The sequence below is a fragment of the Bacillus sp. NPDC060175 genome, from assembly GCF_042728695.1.
Taxonomy (GTDB): domain Bacteria; phylum Bacillota; class Bacilli; order Bacillales; family Bacillaceae_G; genus Bacillus_A.
Genome location: NZ_JBHWYR010000030.1, coordinates 11,117 through 29,070 on the forward strand (window position 1 = coordinate 11,117; position 17,954 = coordinate 29,070).

Consider the following 17,954-nt stretch of genomic DNA (forward strand, 5'->3'; position numbering starts at 1 on the left):
AGTGACCCAAAGTAGTACCATATCCACGCTCAAGCGGTTCAATCACGAATTTGCCATACTTAGCATCTTCGTTAAGTTCAACCGTTTCGATTTTCGGTTTTTCGATTTCAATCATTAACTAAACCCTCCTTCAAAACGTCGAAACCCCGGTTAAACAAAGGAAGAACCTCTGTTTAACCGAAAGTCCCCCTTAGGCAGTTCCCGATTGTGCACAACAAGCGATGTTTCTGTACGAAATTTCTCGATAATGCATCATATCCATTATAGACAAAAGGGAAAATTCTATACAGAAAAATTACACACGACGACGTTTTGGTGGACGACATCCATTATGAGGAACTGGAGTAACATCTCTAATTGCTGTTACTTCTAGACCTGCCGCTTGAAGAGCACGAATTGCAGCTTCACGACCAGCACCAGGACCTTTAACAGTAACCTCTAAAGTTTTTAAACCATGCTCCATTGCAACTTTAGAAGCAGCTTCAGCAGCCATTTGCGCAGCGAATGGAGTAGATTTACGAGATCCACGGAAACCAAGTGCACCAGCACTAGACCAAGAAAGTGCGTTACCGTGAGTATCTGTAAGTGTTACGATTGTGTTGTTGAAAGTAGAACGAATATGAGCTATACCAGCTTCAATATTCTTTTTCACACGTTTTTTACGAGTGTTTGTTTTACGTGCCATTGTTAGTTCAACCTCCTTTACTTATTATTTCTTTTTATTTGCTACTGTACGACGTGGACCTTTACGTGTACGAGCATTGTTTTTAGAGTTTTGACCACGAACTGGTAAACCACGACGGTGACGAAGACCACGGTAAGAACCGATCTCCATTAGACGTTTAATGTTAAGAGATACTTCACGACGAAGGTCTCCCTCAACTTTAATACGATCGATGATATCACGGATACGTCCTAATTCATCTTCCGATAAATCACGAACTCGTGCTTCCGAAGAAATACCAGCTTCTGTAATGATTTTTTCAGCAGTTGGGCGACCAATGCCGAATACGTAAGTTAAAGAAATAACAACGCGCTTGTCACGAGGAATATCTACACCTGCGATACGTGCCATTCTGAATGCACCTCCTTCTGATTAACCTTGTTTTTGTTTATGTTTAGGGTTTTCACAAATAACCATTACTTTTCCACGTCTACGAATAACTTTACATTTTTCGCAGATTGGTTTAACTGACGGTCTTACTTTCATGTCTCGAACCTCCTTAAAGATTACGGAGTGCTATATTATTTAAAACGGTACGTAATACGACCACGATTTAAATCGTACGGAGATAATTCTACCGTAACTTTGTCTCCTGGTAAAATACGAATGAAGTTCATACGGATTTTACCAGAAACGTGAGCCAATACGACATGCCCATTCTCTAATTCTACTTTGAACATAGCATTTGGCAACGTTTCAAGAACGGTACCTTCGACTTCAATTACATCATCTTTAGCCATTCAATAGTTCTCCCTTCTTCAAATCAGTAACATTTTACACTGCTCTGAAATCCCGGAGAGCCAGCTACTTATAAAGTGGTAAGGATTTCGTATCCTGCTTCTGTAAGAGCAATCGTGTGCTCAAAGTGGGCACACCATTTACCATCTACCGTTACCACTGTCCAGTCATCAGATAGTGTTTTTACATATCGTCTTCCTTGATTCACCATCGGCTCAACACAGATGACCATTCCCGGCTTTAATCTAGGGCCTCTATTTGGTGGACCATAGTGCGGGATTTGAGGGTCCTCATGTAAGTCTTGCCCGATTCCGTGACCAACATACTCCCTAACAATCGAGAATCCATTCTCTTCAGCATGGGTTTGAACCGCATGTGAGATATTTGATAATCTTTCGCCTGGTTTTACTTGTTCTAGACCAAGATACAACGATTTTTCTGTGACATCAAGTAACTTTTGAACAGATTCAGAAATGTTTCCAACTGGATACGTCCATGCAGAATCTCCATGGTACCCATTGTATTTCGCACCAATATCGATACTGATGATATCGCCCTCTTCGAGCTTACGCTTCCCTGGAATCCCGTGTACAAGCTCTTCATTTACAGAAGCACATATGCTCCCCGGAAATCCGTTATATCCTTTAAAAGATGGCGTAGCACCATATTTTCGAATCGTCTTTTCCGCTATTTGATTGAGCTCTTTCGTTGTAATTCCTGGAGTAATATGTTGTTTCAACTCTTGATGAGTTAAAGCAACGATCCTGCCAGCTTCTCGCATGATTTCTATCTCGCGAGGAGTTTTGCAGATGATCATTACGCTAAGCACCCGATGAGAACATCGATATCAGCAAATACTTTATTGATATCTTGCTCACCATTAATGCTTTCTAAGTAACCAAGCTCCCCGTAGAAATCAAGCAAAGGTTTTGTTTGCTTAATATTTACATCTAAACGATTTGCTACAGTTTCCTCGTTGTCATCAGAGCGTTGATATAATTCGCCACCACATTTATCGCACACATCAGCTTTTGCTGGCGGATTGAATTCTAAGTGGTAAGTCGCACCGCACTCTTTACAAATGCGACGACCTGTAAGGCGTGTTAATAACAACCCTGAATCCACATTAATGTTTAAAACATAATCGATTTTTTTGCCAAGATCTTTCATAATCTCTTCAAGAGCTGATGCTTGTGCAACAGTTCGTGGGAAACCATCTAATAAGAATCCTTTAATACAGTCTTCTTGACTTAAACGTTCACGAACAATTCCGATTGTAACTTCATCTGGAACAAGCGCACCTTTATCAATAAAAGATTTTGCTTGTAAACCAAGTTCAGTTTCAGCCTTCATAGCTGCACGGAACATATCTCCCGTTGAGATGTGAGGGATGTTATACTTGGCAACAATCTGTTCGGCTTGTGTACCTTTACCAGCACCAGGAAGCCCCATTAAAATTAAGTTCATCCTTGTTCCCCCTCAGTACATGAGCATGTAGGGAAGATAATTCTTCCCACTTACTCACTGCTTGATAAACCCTTTGTAATGGCGTTTTACTAATTGGCTTTCTAGCTGCTTCATTGTTTCTAAAGCAACGCCGACAACGATTAACATACTCGTTCCACCAATCTGTGCAGATGGAGGAAGATTTCCCAATTTCGTAAAGATAACTGGTAAGATTGCAATCGCTGCTAGGAAAATTGATCCCACAAAGGTCAAACGATACAAGATTTTTGTTAGATATTGTTCTGTATTCTTACCCGGACGAATACCTGGAACATATCCACCTTGCTTGTTTAGATTCTCTGACATTTGCTCTGGATTAACCTGAACAAATGCATAGAAGTATGTGAAGGCCACAATGAGCGCAACATATATGATCATTCCCACTGGGTGAGAATAGTTAAAGTTTGCAATAATCCACTGCGATACATCATGTTTCGGGAAGAACTGTGCAATAGTTGGAGGCGTAATTAAGAATGAAACAGCAAAAATGACTGGAATAACACCCGCACTATTTACCTTAAGTGGTAAATGAGTGTTTTGTGCTCCAGCATGATTCCCATTCCCTCCTGTTACACGCTTCGCGTATTGAATTGGGATCTTTCTAACAGCCTGTTGAATGAAAATAACACCAACAATAACTGCTAGCACAGCTAGTAAAATCAATGCAACTTTAACGATACTCATGAACAATTGATCTCCGATATTTTGAAACTGTTGTTGATACACTTGAGATATAACACTTGGGATCGCCGCGGCAATACCACCAAAGATAAGGATGGAAATACCATTACCTACACCTTTAGATGTAATCTGCTCACCTAACCACATTAAAAATGCAGTACCAGCAGTCAGTACCGTAGCAATGTATAAATAAGTGCTCCAACCTGGATTCAAAATTAATTGCCCACCTACCATACCGTTAAAACCGATTGACATACCAAACCCCTGAATAAACGCAAGAACAATTGTAAAGTAACGCGTGAATTGCGTTAGTTTACGACGGCCCATTTCGCCTTGCTTCGACCATTCCGAAAATTTAGGAACAACATCCATCTGCAATAATTGCACGATGATGGATGCTGTAATATACGGCATGATTCCCATCGCGAAGATGGAGAAGTTCTTCAAGGCGCCACCGCCAAATGTATTTAGGATACCTAAGGCATTTAATTGATCTTGTGCTTTCAGTACGTCTCCATTTGTAAATGGCACTGGGATAAACGTGCCAATCCTGAATACGACTAACATCGCTAAAGTGAATAATATTTTACGTCTTATCTCAGCAACGCGCATAAAGTTGGAGATTGTACGAAACATTAGATCACCTCAACTGATCCGCCAGCTGCTTCAATTGCTTCTTTAGCACTTGAAGAGAACTTGTGCGCTTTAACAGTTAATTTTTTCTCTACTGCTCCGCTTGCAAGAATTTTAACACCGTCGTTTAACTTGCTGATAACGCCAGTTTCCAGCAATAATTCAGGTGTTACTTCTGTACCATCTTCAAAACGATTTAACGTTGATAAGTTTACAATAGTAAACTCTTTACGGTTAATGTTTGTGAAGCCGCGTTTTGGTAAACGACGGAATAGTGGAGTTTGACCACCTTCGAAGCCAAGACGAACACCGCCGCCAGAACGTGCGTTTTGTCCTTTATGACCTCTACCAGCAGTTTTACCGTTACCAGAACCGATACCACGGCCCACACGGTTACGTACTTTACGAGAACCTTCTGCAGGTTTTAATTCATGAAGTTTCATTCCCAGGCACCTCCTTATATTAATGAGTTATCCTTAAGCTTCTTTTACAGTTATAAGGTGAGAAACTTTGTTGATCATACCAAGAATAGCAGGAGTTTCTTCCTTAACTACAGTTGAATTCAACTTTTTAAGACCTAAAGCTTCTACCGTCGCACGTTGATCTTGTGGACGACCAATTACACTACGAGTGAGGGTAATTTCTAACTTTTTCGCCATTTGTTTTCCCTCCTTAACCTAGTAGCTCTTCTACAGATTTACCGCGTAATTTTGCAACATCTTCAGCGCGCTTAAGTTCGCTTAATCCGTTCACAGTAGCGCGAATCATGTTGATTGGTGTGTTAGTACCAAGAGATTTCGAAAGAATATCTTGTACACCAGCTAATTCTAGTACCGCACGAACAGGTCCACCAGCAATAACACCAGTACCTTCAGCAGCAGGTTTTAAGAATACTTCACCAGCTCCAAAATGACCGTTGATTGTATGTGGAATTGTTGTACCAACTAATGGTACTGCGATTAGGTTTTTCTTAGCGTCTTCGATAGCTTTACGGATTGCGTCTGGTACCTCTTGTGCTTTACCAGTACCGAATCCAACATGACCGTTTTTATCGCCAACTACAACTAGTGCAGCAAAGCGGAAACGACGACCACCCTTAACAACTTTCGCGACACGATTTATCGTAACTACACGTTCTTCAAGTTCTAATTTACTTGGGTCAATGCGTTGCATCAATTTTCCCTCCTTTGACCATTAAAATTGTAATCCAGCCTCACGAGCAGCTTCAGCTAGAGCTTTAACACGGCCATGGTATAAGTAACCACCGCGATCAAATACTACTTCTTTAACGCCTTTCTCTACAGCACGCTTAGCAACTGATTCTCCAACTTTCGTAGCAGCTTCAGTATTGCTAGTACCGTTAAGAGCAAGGTCTTTATCAAGAGTAGATGCACTTACTAATGTTACACCATTTACATCATCAATAACTTGAGCGTAAATATGTTGGTTAGAACGGTACACGTTTAAACGTGGACGTTCTGCAGTACCAGTAAGTTTAGCACGTACACGTGCATGTCTTTTCTTACGAGTCGCATTTTTAGCAGCTTTAGTGATCATTCTTGTCACTCCTTTCTTTCACCTAACGGGTTTACTTAGCAGTTTTACCTTCTTTACGACGAACAACTTCGCCTTCGTAACGAATACCTTTACCTTTATATGGTTCAGGAGCACGTACAGCACGGATGTTAGCAGCAAATTCGCCAACACGTTGCTTGTCGATACCTTTAATTACGATTTTAGTTGGTACAGGTACTTCAACTTCAAGTCCTGCTTCTGGAGTCATTTCTACTGGATGAGAATAACCTACGCTTAAAACAAGTTTATCACCTTGTTTTTGAGCACGGTAACCAACACCGACTAATTCAAGTCCGCGTGCAAAACCTGTAGTTACACCTTCAACCATGTTTCCGATTAAAGCACGAGTTGTACCGTGTAATGCACGGTGTTCCTTCTGATCAGATGGACGCTCAACTGTTAGTGTATTTTCTTCAATTTTGATAGACATATTAGTTTTGAAAGTACGAGTTAATTCACCTTTAGGGCCTTTTACTGTTACAGTATTGTCTTCTGCAACTGTAATAGTAACACCTGCAGGGATTTCAAGAATCTTTTTACCAATACGAGACATGTGGTCACACCTCCGTTCGTTTTAAATATATATTACCAAACGTATGCTACTACTTCTCCACCAGTTTGTAATTGACGAGCGTCTTTGTCTGTCATTACTCCCTTAGATGTAGAAACAAGAGCGATACCTAATCCGTTAAGTACACGAGGTACTTCATCAGCTTTTGCGTAAACGCGTAAGCCAGGTTTACTGATACGTTTTAATCCAGTGATTACACGTTCATTGTTTGCACCATATTTCAGGAAAATACGAAGGATACCTTGTTTGTTATCCCCGATGTATTCTACATCACGAATGAAACCTTCACGTTTTAAAAGATCAGCGATCTCTTTTTTGATTTTAGAAGCAGGAACCTCTAATTTCTCATGACGTACCATGTTCGCATTACGGATGCGAGTAAGCATGTCTGCAATTGGATCTGTCATCACCATGTGTTTTACCTCCTTCCCATTTGTGGGTTTTACCAACTAGCTTTTTTAACACCAGGAATTTGACCTTTATATGCAAGTTCACGGAAACAAATACGACAAAGCTTAAATTTGCGGTATACAGAATGCGGACGACCGCAGCGTTCGCAACGTGTATACTCTTGTACTTTAAACTTAGGAGTACGCTTTTGTTTCGCGATCATAGATTTTTTAGCCACGTTTTCGCCTCCTCTACTTAGCGTTGGCTTCCATTATTTTTGGAATGGCATACCGAATTGTGTTAAAAGTTCACGAGCTTCTTCATCAGTTTTCGCTGTAGTAACGATTACGATGTCCATACCTCGGACTTTACTTACTTTATCATAATCAATCTCAGGAAAAATTAGTTGCTCTTTAACACCTAATGTGTAGTTCCCACGACCATCAAATGATTTCTTAGAAACACCACGGAAATCACGTACACGTGGTAAAGAAACTGATACTAATTTATCGAAGAACTCATACATTTGCTGACCGCGTAAAGTTACTTTCGCACCGATTGGCATACCTTCACGAAGACGGAAACCAGCGATTGATTTTTTAGCGCGAGTTACAACAGGTTTTTGACCTGCGATTTGAGTTAATTCTTCTACTGCATTGTCTAAAGCTTTTGAGTTAGATACCGCGTCACCAACACCAGTGTTGATTACGATCTTTTCGATTTTCGGTACTTCCATCACAGATTTATAGTTAAACTTGCTCATTAGAGCAGGAGTAATTTCCTTTTGGAACTTCTCTTTAAGGCGATTCAATGAAGTGACCTCCTTTCTTAAGAAAATTATTTATCTAATAATTCACCAGATTTTTTTGCAATACGCACTTTTTTACCATCTTCTACTTTGAAGCCTACGCGAGTAGGTTCGCCTGTTTTCGGATCTAATACCATAACATTAGAAACGTGAATAGGTGCTTCTTTCGTAATAATTCCACCTTGTGGATTTAATTGAGATGGCTTAGAGTGTTTTTTAACGATATTAACACCCTCAACGATAACACGGTTTTGCTTTGGGAAAGCCACAAGGATAACACCTTGTTTTCCTTTGTCTTTACCAGTGATTACCTGAACTTTATCACCTTTTTTTACATGCATCTTAATTCTGCACCTCCTTAGCAAGGCAATACCTTAAATTATAGAACTTCTGGAGCTAAAGAAACGATCTTCATGAAGTTGCTATCACGTAATTCACGAGCTACTGGTCCGAAGATACGAGTACCACGTGGGCTCTTATCGTCTTTGATGATAACCGCTGCGTTTTCATCAAATTTAATGTAAGAACCGTCCGGACGACGAGCTCCGCTCTTCGTACGTACCACTACTGCCTTAACAACGTCACCTTTTTTAACAACGCCACCTGGTGTTGCTTGTTTTACCGTAGCAACGATAATATCACCAATATAAGCATATTTACGACCAGAGCCGCCTAATACTTTAATTGTTAAAAGTTCGCGGGCACCAGAGTTGTCAGCAACTTTCAAACGAGATTCTTGTTGGATCATGTTATGAAACCTCCCTTCGGACTAAAAATTCCGATTCGTCTATTTAGATAACAACCGCTTCTTCAACGATTTCAACTAAACGGAAACGCTTAGTAGCAGAAAGCGGGCGAGTTTCCATGATTTTAACGATATCGCCAAGTTTCGCTTGGTTTTGCTCATCATGGGCTTTATACTTTTTAGAATACTTAACACGTTTTCCGTACAAGGAATGAGTTTTGTAAGTTTCAACTAAAACTGTAATCGTTTTGTCCATTTTGTCAGAAACAACACGACCAGTATAAACTTTGCGTTGGTTACGTTCGCTCACTATGCAAACCTCCCCTCAATTTATCGATTAATTCCGATCTCTCTTTCACAAACTACAGTTTTCATACGAGCAATCGCTTTACGTACTTCACGGATGCGAGTCGGATTCTCTAATTGTCCTGTAGCAAGTTGGAAGCGAAGATTAAACAACTCTTCCTTTAAAGCTTTAACTTTTGTTTCGATTTCGGCAGTGGTTAATTCACGAATATCATTAGTTTTCATTAGATTCACCACCATTTACTTCACGTTTTACGAATTTACATTTAATTGGTAATTTGTGAGCTGCAAGACGTAATGCTTCACGTGCTACCTCTTCAGATACACCCGCAATTTCAAACATAATTTTCCCAGGTTTTACTACTGCTACCCAGCCTTCTGGTGCCCCTTTACCGGAACCCATACGTACTTCTAAAGGTTTTGCAGTGTAAGGTTTAGAAGGGAAAATTTTAATCCATACTTTACCGCCACGTTTCATTTGACGAGTCATTGCACGACGAGCAGCTTCGATTTGACGGTTTGTAATCCATGAAGCAGCTAGTGCTTGTAAACCGAATTCACCAAAAGCGATTTCAGTTCCACCTTTTGCACGACCACGCATTTTACCACGATGCTCTCTACGATATTTTACGCGTTTAGGCATTAACATATTATTTTCCTCCTTCCTCAGAAGCTTTCTTTTTTGTAGGAAGGACTTCTCCACGGTAGATCCATACTTTTACGCCTAATTTACCGTATGTTGTATCAGCTTCAACTGCTGCATAGTCAATATCAGCGCGAAGTGTATGAAGTGGAACAGTTCCTTCACTGTAAGATTCTGCACGAGCGATATCAGCTCCGCCAAGACGACCAGAAACCTGTGTTTTAATACCTTTTGCTCCTGCACGCATAGCACGTTGAATAACTTGCTTTTGTGCACGACGGAATGATACACGGTTTTCTAATTGACGAGCGATGTTTTCGCCTACTAATTTAGCGTTAAGATCAGCTCTCTTAACTTCTAAAATGTTGATGTGTACACGCTTGCCTGTTAATTGGTTAAGAGCTTTACGAAGCGCTTCAACTTCAGTACCACCTTTACCAATTACCATACCAGGTTTCGCAGTGTGAATTGTAACATTTACACGATTTGCTGCACGTTCGATTTCTACTTTAGCAACAGCAGAATCTTTTAAGCGTACAGCAATGTACTCACGGATTTTGATGTCTTCATGTAATAACGTAGCATAATCTTTCTCAGCGAACCAACGAGATTCCCAGTCGCGGATAATACCGACACGAAGACCAATTGGATTAACCTTCTGACCCATCGATTATCCCTCCTTCTTTTCTGATACCACAACTGTGATGTGGCTTGTGCGTTTGTTAATTTGGCTTGCACGACCCATTGCACGTGGACGGAAACGTTTCAACGTTGGACCTTCGTCAACGAAGACTTTTTCAACAACTAGGTTGTTAATATCCATCTCATAATTGTGCTCTGCATTTGCGATTGCAGATTTTAAAACTTTTTCTACAACTGGAGAAGCAGTTTTTGGTGTGTGGTTAAGGATAGCAATCGCTTCACCCACTTGCTTACCTCGGATTAAGTCTACTACTAAACGAACCTTACGAGGAGCAATACGAACTGTTCTCACTACTGCTTTAGCTTGCATTGAAGTGCCTCCTCTCATTATCTTCTAGTTTTCTTATCGTCAGCAAGGTGACCTTTATACGTACGAGTTGGTGCGAATTCACCTAACTTATGGCCAACCATATCCTCAGTGATGTACACAGGTACGTGTTTACGACCATCATATACAGCAATTGTATGTCCGATGAACTGAGGGAAGATTGTTGAACGGCGAGACCAAGTTTTAACAACTTGTTTTTGCTCAGATGCAACTAATTTTTCCATTTTGTTCATTAAGTGATCATCGACAAATGGTCCTTTTTTTAAGCTACGAGCCATTTTGGTGCCTCCCTTCGTGATTGGCGTACGGTTCTTGAAGCGAACCGTACTACAATCCCATTATTTTTTACGACGACGAACGATAAATTTATCAGACGCTTTGTTTTTCTTACGAGTCTTGAATCCAAGAGTTGGTTTACCCCATGGAGACATTGGAGACTTACGTCCGATTGGAGAGCGACCTTCACCACCACCGTGTGGATGATCAACCGGGTTCATTACAGAACCACGAACTGTTGGGCGCTTACCTAACCAGCGAGAGCGACCTGCTTTACCGATTTTGATAAGTTCGTGTTGTTCGTTACCAACTTGACCGATTGAAGCGCGACAAGCAGATAATACTAAACGTACTTCACCAGAAGTTAAACGTACAAGTACGTATTTTCCTTCTTTACCAAGTACTTGAGCAGATGTACCAGCAGAACGAACTAATTGTCCGCCACGACCAGGCTTAAGCTCGATGTTATGAACAACAGTACCTACTGGAATGTTGATTAATGGTAATGCGTTACCGATTTTAATGTCAGCTTCAGGGCCAGACATAATTTCCATACCTACTTCTAAAGTTTTAGGAGCAAGAATGTAACGTTTTTCACCGTCAACGTAATTAATTAATGCGATATTCGCAGAGCGGTTTGGATCATATTCGATCGTAGCAACGCGTCCTGGAATTCCATCTTTGTTACGCTTAAAGTCGATGATACGGTATTGACGCTTATGTCCGCCACCTTGATGACGTACAGTAATTTTACCTTGGTTATTACGACCAGCCTGTTTGCTTAAAGGAGCAAGTAAAGACTTTTCCGGTCTGTCGGTCGTGATTTCAGCGAAATCATTCGTAGTCATGTTACGACGACCGTTAGTAGTTGGATTATACTTTTTAATTCCCATCTCAATTTCCCTCCTTCTTTAGTAAGAATTAAACGCCTTGGAAGATTTCGATTTCTTTGCTGTCAGCAGTTAGCTTAACGATTGCTTTACGACGACGGCTAGTAAAACCAGCGTGACGACCAACGCGTTTTGCTTTCGGCTTGTAGTTCATGATATTTACTTTGTCTACATTAACACCAAAGATCGCTTCTATCGCGTCTTTAACTTCTGTTTTATTAGATTTAACGTCCACGTCGAACGTGTATTTTTTTTCAGCCATCATTTCCATAGAACGTTCAGTGATAACTGGGCGCTTAATGATATCACGAGGATCTCTCATTATGCAAGCACCTCCTCTACTTTTTCCACTGCCGCTTTTGTCATGATTAGCTTATCATGATGAAGCACATCTAGCACATTTACGCCATCAGCAGTGATTACTGTTACTCCTGGGATATTGCGAGCAGATAACTCTACAGATTCGTTTGCATCAGCAGTTACGATAAGAGCTTTCTTCTCAACAGTTAATCCTTTAAGTACTGCTACCATGTCTTTTGTTTTTGGTGCATTTAACACTAGGTCTTCAAGAACTACAATGTTGTTCTCTACTACTTTAGTAGCTAATGCAGATTTGATTGCTAAACGACGAACTTTCTTAGGAAGTTTGTACGCATAGCTTCTTGGTGTAGGTCCGAATACCGTACCACCACCACGCCATTGAGGAGAGCGGATAGAACCTTGACGAGCACGTCCAGTTCCTTTTTGACGCCATGGTTTACGACCACCACCACGAACTTCAGAGCGAGTTTTTACTTTATGTGTACCTTGACGTAAAGATGCACGTTGCATCATTACAGCTTCAAATAGTACAGCTTCATTTGGTTCGATACCGAAAATAGCTTCAGCTAATTCGATTTCACCAACCTGTGAACCAGTTTGGTTATATACAGTAACTTTTGGCATTGGAATTCCTCCTTCCTATTGTGAATTATTTGCTAACCTTCACAGCGCCTTGAACAACTACAAGAGATTTCTTAGCACCTGGAACGTTACCTTTTACTAGTAATAAGTTGCGCTCAGTGTCAACTTGAACGATTTCTAAGTTTTGGATAGTAACTTGGTCTCCACCCATACGTCCAGCAAGTTTTTTGCCTTTGAATACACGGTTCGGAGCAACTGGCCCCATTGAACCTGGACGACGGTGATAGCGAGAACCATGAGACATAGGTCCGCGAGATTGTCCGTGGCGTTTAATAACACCTTGGAAACCTTTACCTTTAGAAATTCCTGTTACGTCAACGATTTCACCTGCAGCGAAAACTTCAACTTTTACCTCTTGACCAACCTCTAATCCGTCCACGTCTGCATCGCGGATTTCGCGAATGAAGCGCTTAGGAGTTGTAGATGCTTTAGCAGTGTGGCCTTGTTCAGGTTTGTTAGTTAACTTTTCACGTTTATCTTCAAATCCTAACTGAATTGCGTTGTAGCCATCAGTTTCAGTTGTTTTCTTTTGAAGAACAACGTTTGGATTAGCAGCGATTACCGTTACTGGGATTAACTCACCGTTCTCAGCAAATACTTGAGTCATACCGATCTTTCTTCCTAAGATTCCTTTGGTCATGAGTTACACCTCCTACATTTTTAAGTTATATAATTTATAATTTGATTTCGATATCTACACCAGATGGTAAGTCTAAACGCATTAATGAATCTACTGTTTGCGGAGTAGGACTCACGATGTCGATTAGACGTTTGTGCGTGCGCATTTCGAATTGTTCACGAGAATCTTTGTACTTATGAACAGCACGAAGAATTGTGTAAATAGTCTTCTCAGTTGGTAATGGGATCGGACCAGAAACTGTTGCCCCAGAACGCTTAGCTGTTTCTACAATTTTCTCAGCTGATTGATCAAGAATACGGTGATCATAAGCTTTTAAACGGATACGAATTTTTTCTTTTGCCATTATTTTCCCTCCTTCGTTCGCCTATTTCTAAAATAGACCTTCTCCATGGAAATTTCCCCACACCATGCCATGGCAAAGCGGCCGGGTGTGTCAGCAACCTTCCACTTCATCGCAGTCAAAGACCAACATTGTCTATTATACAATGTTATTCGTCTAGATGCAAGCATCTTTTTGTTTGCATCTGCTTTTCTCTACTTTTGCTATTATACATGGCACTTTAAAGAATATCAAGTTTTCATCTACTCTTATTTAACTTACAGTTTTTGGGTGTTACTTTCGTTTTATATACTATAGAAGAAACTCATCCAAAAATAGAAAATGCATCTCTTTCTTCTATAGTAATAAGCAATAAAAAAACTCAAGGGAGAATCCCTTGAGTTTTTAATAATCTAATTAAAGACTACTCAGCAACGATTGTAGCAACTACACCGTAACCTACTGTACGTCCACCTTCACGAATAGAGAATTTAGTTCCCTCTTCGATAGCGATTGGAGCGATAAGTTCGATAGTCATTTCGATGTTGTCACCAGGCATTACCATTTCAGTACCTTCTGGTAATTGGATGATACCAGTTACGTCAGTTGTACGGAAGTAGAACTGTGGACGGTAGTTAGCGAAGAATGGAGTATGACGTCCACCTTCTTCTTTAGATAATACGAAAACTTCAGCTTTGAATTTAGCGTGTGCTTTTACAGAGCCAGTTTTAGCAAGAACTTGTCCACGTTGGATGTCTTCACGAGCAACCCCACGAAGTAGAGCACCGATGTTGTCTCCAGCTTGAGCTTGGTCAAGAAGCTTACGGAACATTTCTACACCAGTTACAGTTGTAGTAGCATTCTCTTCAGCAAGACCGATGATTTCTACTACGTCACCAACTTTAACGATTCCACGCTCAACACGACCAGTTGCAACTGTACCACGACCTGTGATAGAGAATACATCCTCGATAGGCATTAAGAATGGTTTGTCAGTTTCACGTTCTGGAGTTGGGATGTAAGCATCAACTTCAGCCATTAATTCGATGATTTTTTCTTCCCACTCAGCTTCTCCTTGAAGAGCTTTAAGAGCAGAACCTTTAATTACAGGAATATCGTCGCCTGGGAATCCGTATTCAGATAATAGGTCGCGAACTTCCATTTCAACTAATTCTAATAATTCTTCGTCGTCTACCATGTCGCATTTGTTTAAGAATACAACGATGTAAGGAACACCTACTTGACGAGAAAGAAGGATGTGCTCACGTGTTTGAGGCATTGGGCCATCAGCAGCAGATACTACTAAGATACCGCCGTCCATTTGAGCAGCACCAGTGATCATGTTTTTAACATAGTCAGCATGACCTGGGCAGTCAACGTGTGCATAGTGACGAGTTTCAGTTTCGTACTCAACGTGTGCAGTTGAGATTGTGATTCCGCGCTCTCTTTCTTCTGGAGCAGCGTCGATTTGATCGTATCCGCGTGCTTCAGCACCACCAGCTTTTGCAAGAACTGTAGTGATCGCAGCAGTTAATGTAGTTTTACCATGGTCAACGTGGCCGATTGTACCGATGTTAACATGGGGTTTAGAACGTTCGAATTTAGCTTTAGCCATTCTAAATTCCTCCTTAGTTTATATAGGTTATTTTATATTTAGACTAGAAAGCGAGACATAAGCCTCACTTTCTAAGCTTACATAAGTAGTTATACTTGAACAATCGATAAAAATCAATTATTCACCTTTATTTTTTTTAATAATTTCTTCTGAAACAGACTTCGGTACTTCTTCATAATGATCAAATGTCATTGAGAATGTTCCGCGTCCTTGAGTGTTAGAACGTAATGCCGTTGCATAACCGAACATTTCAGAAAGTGGAACCATAGCGCGAACAACTTGTGCGTTACCGCGAGCTTCCATACCTTCTACACGGCCACGACGAGATGTTACGTCACCCATAATGTCACCCATGTACTCTTCAGGAATTACAACTTCAACTTTCATCATTGGCTCAAGAATTACTGGGCTACATTTAGAAACCGCAGCTTTAAGCGCCATAGATGCAGCGATTTTGAACGCCATCTCAGAGGAGTCAACATCATGGTAAGATCCGTCAACTAACGCAGCTTTAATGTCAACTAGTGGATAACCAGCTAGTACACCATTTTTAAGTGAGTCTTCAAGACCCGCTCCAACAGCTGGGATGTATTCACGTGGAACTACACCGCCGACAACCTTGTTTTGGAATTCGAATCCTTTACCTTCTTCATTAGGTTCAAACTCAATCCAAACGTGACCGAATTGTCCACGACCACCAGATTGACGAGCGAACTTACCTTCAACTTTCGCAGCAGCGCGGAAAGTCTCACGATATGCTACCTGAGGAGCACCAACGTTTGCTTCCACTTTGAATTCACGGCGCATACGGTCAACGATGATATCAAGGTGAAGTTCACCCATACCAGCGATGATTGTTTGGCCAGTTTCTTGGTCAGTGTGAGCACGGAATGTTGGATCTTCTTCAGAAAGCTTAGATAATGCTGTACCCATTTTATCTTGGTCAGCTTTAGATTTCGGTTCGATAGCTACAGAGATAACTGGCTCTGGGAATTCCATAGACTCAAGGATAACAAGGCTCTTCTCGTCACAAAGAGTATCACCAGTAGTAGTATCTTTTAAACCTACAGCAGCAGCGATATCACCAGCGTAAACTGTTGAAATCTCTTCACGGCTGTTAGCGTGCATTTGTAGGATACGACCTACACGCTCACGCTTACCTTTAGTTGAATTTCTCACGTATGATCCAGCATTTAACACACCAGAGTACACACGGAAGAACGTTAATTTACCAACATAAGGGTCAGTCATGATTTTGAATGCTAGAGCTGCGAATGGTTCTTCATCGCTAGACTTACGCTCGATAGCTTCTTCTGTATCCGGAAGAGTACCTTTAATAGCAGGTACATCTAATGGAGATGGTAGGTAGTCAATAACTGCGTCTAACAGAATTTGAACACCTTTATTTTTGAATGCAGAACCACAGATTACTGGGAAGAATTCAACAGAAGTTGTAGCCTTACGGATACCAGCTTTAAGCTCTTCTACAGTGATTTCTTCACCTTCTAGGTACTTCATCATCATTTCTTCATCAAGCTCAGCTACCGCTTCAATAAGTTTTCCACGGTATTCTTCAGCTAATTCTTTGTGCTCTTCAGGAATTTCAACACGCTCGATGTCTGTTCCTAAATCGTTACTGTACATGTAAGCACACTCTTCAACAAGGTCAATGATACCATTGAACTCGTCTTCAGCACCGATTGGTAACTGAATTGGATGTGCGTTTGCTTGTAAACGATCGTGGATTGTTCCTACAGAGTATAAGAAATCTGCACCAATCTTATCCATTTTGTTAACGAATACGATACGAGGTACACCATAAGTAGTAGCCTGACGCCAAACAGTTTCTGTTTGTGGTTCTACACCAGATTGTGCATCAAGTACTGCTACTGCACCATCAAGTACGCGTAAAGAACGTTCTACTTCTACTGTGAAATCTACGTGTCCTGGAGTGTCAATGATATTTACACGGTGACCTTTCCATTGTGCTGTAGTTGCAGCAGAAGTAATTGTGATACCACGTTCTTGCTCTTGCTCCATCCAGTCCATCTGAGATGCACCTTCATGAGTTTCACCGATTTTATGAATACGTCCTGTGTAATACAGAATACGCTCAGTTGCTGTTGTTTTACCAGCATCGATGTGAGCCATGATACCAATATTACGAGTGTTTCCTAAAGAGAACTCTCTAGTCATTTGGTGTCTTGCTCCTTCCATATATGGATTGGATTATTTTATTTTAAGTAGCAAAAAAGCCACTTTATATTGTTACATATGCCAGTGTCCAGTACCCTCATTATGTAAAACGAGCGCCCAACGAAAGGGAGAGGCATTCTCCCTCTCCACACTTCCATAAGCGACAAATAAAGCGGTTTATGCTTACTTTTATTTTACGTTGAATCCTACCAACGGTAATGAGCAAATGCTTTGTTAGCTTCTGCCATTTTATGAGTGTCTTCACGTTTCTTAACAGCTGCACCAGCGTTGTTAGATGCATCTAAGATTTCGTAAGCTAGACGCTCTTCCATAGTTTTTTCACCACGAAGACGAGCATAGTTTACTAACCAGCGAAGACCTAAAGTTGTACGGCGTTCTGGACGAACCTCAACCGGAACTTGGTAGTTAGCACCACCAACACGACGAGCGCGTACTTCAAGAACAGGCATGATGTTCTTAAGAGCTTGCTCGAATACTTCCATTGGTTCTTTATCTGAACGTTCACGAACGATATCGAAAGCGTTATAAAGAATTGTTTGAGATTTACCTTTTTTACCGTCAACCATCATTTTGTTGATTAGGCGTGTTACAAGCTTAGAATTGTACATTGGATCTGGTAACACGTCACGTTTCGCAACAGGTCCTTTACGAGGCATATTGAGTTCCTCCTTTCATTATAAGTTT

31 protein-coding genes and 1 pseudogene are annotated in these 17,954 nt (G+C 40.9%); all 32 read right to left on the reverse strand.

Going from position 1 to position 17,954, the window contains the following annotated elements:
- Positions 1–115: pseudogene (locus ACFWDE_RS16015) on the reverse strand (DNA-directed RNA polymerase subunit alpha); the annotation flags it as partial.
- Positions 116–295: 180 nt separating this feature from the next.
- Entirely contained in the window at positions 296–685 is a 390-nt protein-coding gene (gene rpsK, locus ACFWDE_RS16020; RefSeq protein ID WP_002009745.1) for a 30S ribosomal protein S11, read from the reverse strand.
- Between the two features lie 24 nt (positions 686–709).
- Positions 710–1,075, reverse strand: a complete 366-nt coding sequence (gene rpsM / locus ACFWDE_RS16025) for a 30S ribosomal protein S13 (protein ID WP_002091539.1) — start codon at positions 1,073–1,075, stop codon at positions 710–712.
- Between the two features lie 21 nt (positions 1,076–1,096).
- Positions 1,097–1,210: a 50S ribosomal protein L36 gene (gene rpmJ, locus ACFWDE_RS16030; protein ID WP_000868344.1), complete on the reverse strand. Its 114-nt coding sequence runs from the start codon at positions 1,208–1,210 to the stop codon at positions 1,097–1,099.
- Positions 1,211–1,245: 35 nt separating this feature from the next.
- On the reverse strand, positions 1,246–1,464 hold the full coding sequence (infA, locus tag ACFWDE_RS16035) for a translation initiation factor IF-1 (protein WP_001029884.1): 219 nt from the start codon (positions 1,462–1,464) through the stop codon (positions 1,246–1,248).
- A 68-nt stretch (positions 1,465–1,532) separates the two neighbouring features.
- Positions 1,533–2,279 (reverse strand): type I methionyl aminopeptidase, encoded by a 747-nt coding sequence (gene map / locus ACFWDE_RS16040; RefSeq protein ID WP_002091537.1) that lies wholly within the window; start codon positions 2,277–2,279, stop codon positions 1,533–1,535.
- A complete protein-coding gene (locus ACFWDE_RS16045) occupies positions 2,279–2,929 on the reverse strand; it encodes an adenylate kinase (protein ID WP_002091536.1) in 651 nt (216 codons plus the stop codon). Before ACFWDE_RS16045 ends, map begins: the two co-directional genes overlap by 1 nt.
- Positions 2,930–2,983: 54 nt before the next feature.
- The gene (gene secY, locus ACFWDE_RS16050) at positions 2,984–4,285 is read right to left on the reverse strand and encodes a preprotein translocase subunit SecY (RefSeq protein WP_002091534.1); all 1,302 of its coding nucleotides are present in this window, start codon (positions 4,283–4,285) and stop codon (positions 2,984–2,986) included.
- Positions 4,285–4,725 (reverse strand): 50S ribosomal protein L15, encoded by a 441-nt coding sequence (rplO, locus tag ACFWDE_RS16055; RefSeq protein ID WP_002009754.1) that lies wholly within the window; start codon positions 4,723–4,725, stop codon positions 4,285–4,287. The genes secY and rplO overlap by 1 nt, the downstream gene beginning before the upstream one ends.
- A 33-nt stretch (positions 4,726–4,758) precedes the next feature.
- Complete coding sequence (gene rpmD / locus ACFWDE_RS16060) at positions 4,759–4,941, reverse strand: 50S ribosomal protein L30 (protein ID WP_001085231.1); 183 nt, start codon at positions 4,939–4,941, stop codon at positions 4,759–4,761.
- Positions 4,942–4,954: 13 nt separating this feature from the next.
- On the reverse strand, positions 4,955–5,455 hold the full coding sequence (rpsE, locus tag ACFWDE_RS16065) for a 30S ribosomal protein S5 (protein ID WP_002063426.1): 501 nt from the start codon (positions 5,453–5,455) through the stop codon (positions 4,955–4,957).
- Positions 5,456–5,476: 21 nt separating this feature from the next.
- Positions 5,477–5,839 (reverse strand): 50S ribosomal protein L18, encoded by a 363-nt coding sequence (gene rplR, locus ACFWDE_RS16070; protein WP_002009761.1) that lies wholly within the window; start codon positions 5,837–5,839, stop codon positions 5,477–5,479.
- A 31-nt stretch (positions 5,840–5,870) separates the two neighbouring features.
- Entirely contained in the window at positions 5,871–6,410 is a 540-nt protein-coding gene (gene rplF / locus ACFWDE_RS16075) for a 50S ribosomal protein L6 (RefSeq protein ID WP_002091531.1), read from the reverse strand.
- Between the two features lie 32 nt (positions 6,411–6,442).
- Positions 6,443–6,841: a 30S ribosomal protein S8 gene (gene rpsH / locus ACFWDE_RS16080; protein ID WP_002091529.1), complete on the reverse strand. Its 399-nt coding sequence runs from the start codon at positions 6,839–6,841 to the stop codon at positions 6,443–6,445.
- Between the two features lie 29 nt (positions 6,842–6,870).
- On the reverse strand, positions 6,871–7,056 hold the full coding sequence (gene rpsN / locus ACFWDE_RS16085) for a 30S ribosomal protein S14 (protein WP_001085700.1): 186 nt from the start codon (positions 7,054–7,056) through the stop codon (positions 6,871–6,873).
- 33 nt (positions 7,057–7,089) lie between these two features.
- Entirely contained in the window at positions 7,090–7,629 is a 540-nt protein-coding gene (gene rplE, locus ACFWDE_RS16090) for a 50S ribosomal protein L5 (RefSeq protein ID WP_002091528.1), read from the reverse strand.
- 26 nt (positions 7,630–7,655) lie between these two features.
- A complete protein-coding gene (rplX, locus tag ACFWDE_RS16095) occupies positions 7,656–7,967 on the reverse strand; it encodes a 50S ribosomal protein L24 (RefSeq protein ID WP_000558201.1) in 312 nt (103 codons plus the stop codon).
- Positions 7,968–8,005: 38 nt separating this feature from the next.
- Positions 8,006–8,374: a 50S ribosomal protein L14 gene (gene rplN / locus ACFWDE_RS16100; RefSeq protein ID WP_002063420.1), complete on the reverse strand. Its 369-nt coding sequence runs from the start codon at positions 8,372–8,374 to the stop codon at positions 8,006–8,008.
- A gap of 43 nt (positions 8,375–8,417) precedes the next feature.
- Entirely contained in the window at positions 8,418–8,681 is a 264-nt protein-coding gene (gene rpsQ, locus ACFWDE_RS16105) for a 30S ribosomal protein S17 (protein ID WP_002091526.1), read from the reverse strand.
- A gap of 20 nt (positions 8,682–8,701) precedes the next feature.
- A complete protein-coding gene (gene rpmC / locus ACFWDE_RS16110) occupies positions 8,702–8,902 on the reverse strand; it encodes a 50S ribosomal protein L29 (RefSeq protein WP_002091523.1) in 201 nt (66 codons plus the stop codon).
- Positions 8,892–9,326, reverse strand: a complete 435-nt coding sequence (gene rplP / locus ACFWDE_RS16115) for a 50S ribosomal protein L16 (RefSeq protein ID WP_215554965.1) — start codon at positions 9,324–9,326, stop codon at positions 8,892–8,894. The genes rpmC and rplP overlap by 11 nt, the downstream gene beginning before the upstream one ends.
- Position 9,327: 1 nt before the next feature.
- Positions 9,328–9,987, reverse strand: coding sequence for a 30S ribosomal protein S3 (gene rpsC / locus ACFWDE_RS16120; RefSeq protein ID WP_341307900.1), 660 nt, complete (start codon positions 9,985–9,987; stop codon positions 9,328–9,330).
- A 3-nt stretch (positions 9,988–9,990) separates the two neighbouring features.
- Complete coding sequence (gene rplV / locus ACFWDE_RS16125; protein WP_002009773.1) at positions 9,991–10,332, reverse strand: 50S ribosomal protein L22; 342 nt, start codon at positions 10,330–10,332, stop codon at positions 9,991–9,993.
- A gap of 17 nt (positions 10,333–10,349) precedes the next feature.
- Entirely contained in the window at positions 10,350–10,628 is a 279-nt protein-coding gene (rpsS, locus tag ACFWDE_RS16130) for a 30S ribosomal protein S19 (protein ID WP_000124452.1), read from the reverse strand.
- 60 nt (positions 10,629–10,688) lie between these two features.
- On the reverse strand, positions 10,689–11,519 hold the full coding sequence (gene rplB, locus ACFWDE_RS16135) for a 50S ribosomal protein L2 (RefSeq protein WP_002091520.1): 831 nt from the start codon (positions 11,517–11,519) through the stop codon (positions 10,689–10,691).
- 28 nt (positions 11,520–11,547) lie between these two features.
- Positions 11,548–11,838 (reverse strand): 50S ribosomal protein L23, encoded by a 291-nt coding sequence (gene rplW / locus ACFWDE_RS16140; RefSeq protein ID WP_001205557.1) that lies wholly within the window; start codon positions 11,836–11,838, stop codon positions 11,548–11,550.
- A complete protein-coding gene (gene rplD, locus ACFWDE_RS16145; protein WP_001127261.1) occupies positions 11,838–12,461 on the reverse strand; it encodes a 50S ribosomal protein L4 in 624 nt (207 codons plus the stop codon). The genes rplW and rplD overlap by 1 nt, the downstream gene beginning before the upstream one ends.
- Before the next feature lie 25 nt (positions 12,462–12,486).
- A complete protein-coding gene (gene rplC / locus ACFWDE_RS16150) occupies positions 12,487–13,119 on the reverse strand; it encodes a 50S ribosomal protein L3 (protein WP_000160209.1) in 633 nt (210 codons plus the stop codon).
- 34 nt (positions 13,120–13,153) lie between these two features.
- Positions 13,154–13,462 (reverse strand): 30S ribosomal protein S10, encoded by a 309-nt coding sequence (gene rpsJ / locus ACFWDE_RS16155; RefSeq protein ID WP_001040595.1) that lies wholly within the window; start codon positions 13,460–13,462, stop codon positions 13,154–13,156.
- Between the two features lie 400 nt (positions 13,463–13,862).
- Positions 13,863–15,053, reverse strand: coding sequence for an elongation factor Tu (gene tuf, locus ACFWDE_RS16160; protein WP_002091518.1), 1,191 nt, complete (start codon positions 15,051–15,053; stop codon positions 13,863–13,865).
- 117 nt (positions 15,054–15,170) lie between these two features.
- Positions 15,171–17,249, reverse strand: coding sequence for an elongation factor G (gene fusA, locus ACFWDE_RS16165; RefSeq protein WP_215554963.1), 2,079 nt, complete (start codon positions 17,247–17,249; stop codon positions 15,171–15,173).
- Positions 17,250–17,455: 206 nt separating this feature from the next.
- Entirely contained in the window at positions 17,456–17,926 is a 471-nt protein-coding gene (gene rpsG, locus ACFWDE_RS16170) for a 30S ribosomal protein S7 (protein WP_002091511.1), read from the reverse strand.
- Positions 17,927–17,954 lie beyond the last annotated feature (28 nt).

What these genes read in the sequence shown, in the direction of transcription:
- rpsK (WP_002009745.1), bottom strand. Translation starts at nt 685, where the DNA reads ATGGCACGTAAAACAAACACTCGTAAAAAACGTGTGAAAAAGAATATT.
- rpsM (WP_002091539.1), bottom strand. Translation starts at nt 1,075, where the DNA reads ATGGCACGTATCGCAGGTGTAGATATTCCTCGTGACAAGCGCGTTGTT.
- rpmJ (WP_000868344.1), bottom strand. Translation starts at nt 1,210, where the DNA reads ATGAAAGTAAGACCGTCAGTTAAACCAATCTGCGAAAAATGTAAAGTT.
- infA (WP_001029884.1), bottom strand. Translation starts at nt 1,464, where the DNA reads ATGGCTAAAGATGATGTAATTGAAGTCGAAGGTACCGTTCTTGAAACG.
- map (WP_002091537.1), bottom strand. Translation starts at nt 2,279, where the DNA reads ATGATCATCTGCAAAACTCCTCGCGAGATAGAAATCATGCGAGAAGCT.
- ACFWDE_RS16045 (WP_002091536.1), bottom strand. Translation starts at nt 2,929, where the DNA reads ATGAACTTAATTTTAATGGGGCTTCCTGGTGCTGGTAAAGGTACACAA.
- secY (WP_002091534.1), bottom strand. Translation starts at nt 4,285, where the DNA reads ATGTTTCGTACAATCTCCAACTTTATGCGCGTTGCTGAGATAAGACGT.
- rplO (WP_002009754.1), bottom strand. Translation starts at nt 4,725, where the DNA reads ATGAAACTTCATGAATTAAAACCTGCAGAAGGTTCTCGTAAAGTACGT.
- rpmD (WP_001085231.1), bottom strand. Translation starts at nt 4,941, where the DNA reads ATGGCGAAAAAGTTAGAAATTACCCTCACTCGTAGTGTAATTGGTCGT.
- rpsE (WP_002063426.1), bottom strand. Translation starts at nt 5,455, where the DNA reads ATGCAACGCATTGACCCAAGTAAATTAGAACTTGAAGAACGTGTAGTT.
- rplR (WP_002009761.1), bottom strand. Translation starts at nt 5,839, where the DNA reads ATGATCACTAAAGCTGCTAAAAATGCGACTCGTAAGAAAAGACATGCA.
- rplF (WP_002091531.1), bottom strand. Translation starts at nt 6,410, where the DNA reads ATGTCTCGTATTGGTAAAAAGATTCTTGAAATCCCTGCAGGTGTTACT.
- rpsH (WP_002091529.1), bottom strand. Translation starts at nt 6,841, where the DNA reads ATGGTGATGACAGATCCAATTGCAGACATGCTTACTCGCATCCGTAAT.
- rplX (WP_000558201.1), bottom strand. Translation starts at nt 7,967, where the DNA reads ATGCATGTAAAAAAAGGTGATAAAGTTCAGGTAATCACTGGTAAAGAC.
- rplN (WP_002063420.1), bottom strand. Translation starts at nt 8,374, where the DNA reads ATGATCCAACAAGAATCTCGTTTGAAAGTTGCTGACAACTCTGGTGCC.
- rpmC (WP_002091523.1), bottom strand. Translation starts at nt 8,902, where the DNA reads ATGAAAACTAATGATATTCGTGAATTAACCACTGCCGAAATCGAAACA.
- rplP (WP_215554965.1), bottom strand. Translation starts at nt 9,326, where the DNA reads ATGTTAATGCCTAAACGCGTAAAATATCGTAGAGAGCATCGTGGTAAA.
- rpsC (WP_341307900.1), bottom strand. Translation starts at nt 9,987, where the DNA reads ATGGGTCAGAAGGTTAATCCAATTGGTCTTCGTGTCGGTATTATCCGC.
- rplV (WP_002009773.1), bottom strand. Translation starts at nt 10,332, where the DNA reads ATGCAAGCTAAAGCAGTAGTGAGAACAGTTCGTATTGCTCCTCGTAAG.
- rpsS (WP_000124452.1), bottom strand. Translation starts at nt 10,628, where the DNA reads ATGGCTCGTAGCTTAAAAAAAGGACCATTTGTCGATGATCACTTAATG.
- rplB (WP_002091520.1), bottom strand. Translation starts at nt 11,519, where the DNA reads ATGGGAATTAAAAAGTATAATCCAACTACTAACGGTCGTCGTAACATG.
- rplW (WP_001205557.1), bottom strand. Translation starts at nt 11,838, where the DNA reads ATGAGAGATCCTCGTGATATCATTAAGCGCCCAGTTATCACTGAACGT.
- rplD (WP_001127261.1), bottom strand. Translation starts at nt 12,461, where the DNA reads ATGCCAAAAGTTACTGTATATAACCAAACTGGTTCACAGGTTGGTGAA.
- rplC (WP_000160209.1), bottom strand. Translation starts at nt 13,119, where the DNA reads ATGACCAAAGGAATCTTAGGAAGAAAGATCGGTATGACTCAAGTATTT.
- rpsJ (WP_001040595.1), bottom strand. Translation starts at nt 13,462, where the DNA reads ATGGCAAAAGAAAAAATTCGTATCCGTTTAAAAGCTTATGATCACCGT.
- tuf (WP_002091518.1), bottom strand. Translation starts at nt 15,053, where the DNA reads ATGGCTAAAGCTAAATTCGAACGTTCTAAACCCCATGTTAACATCGGT.
- fusA (WP_215554963.1), bottom strand. Translation starts at nt 17,249, where the DNA reads ATGACTAGAGAGTTCTCTTTAGGAAACACTCGTAATATTGGTATCATG.
- rpsG (WP_002091511.1), bottom strand. Translation starts at nt 17,926, where the DNA reads ATGCCTCGTAAAGGACCTGTTGCGAAACGTGACGTGTTACCAGATCCA.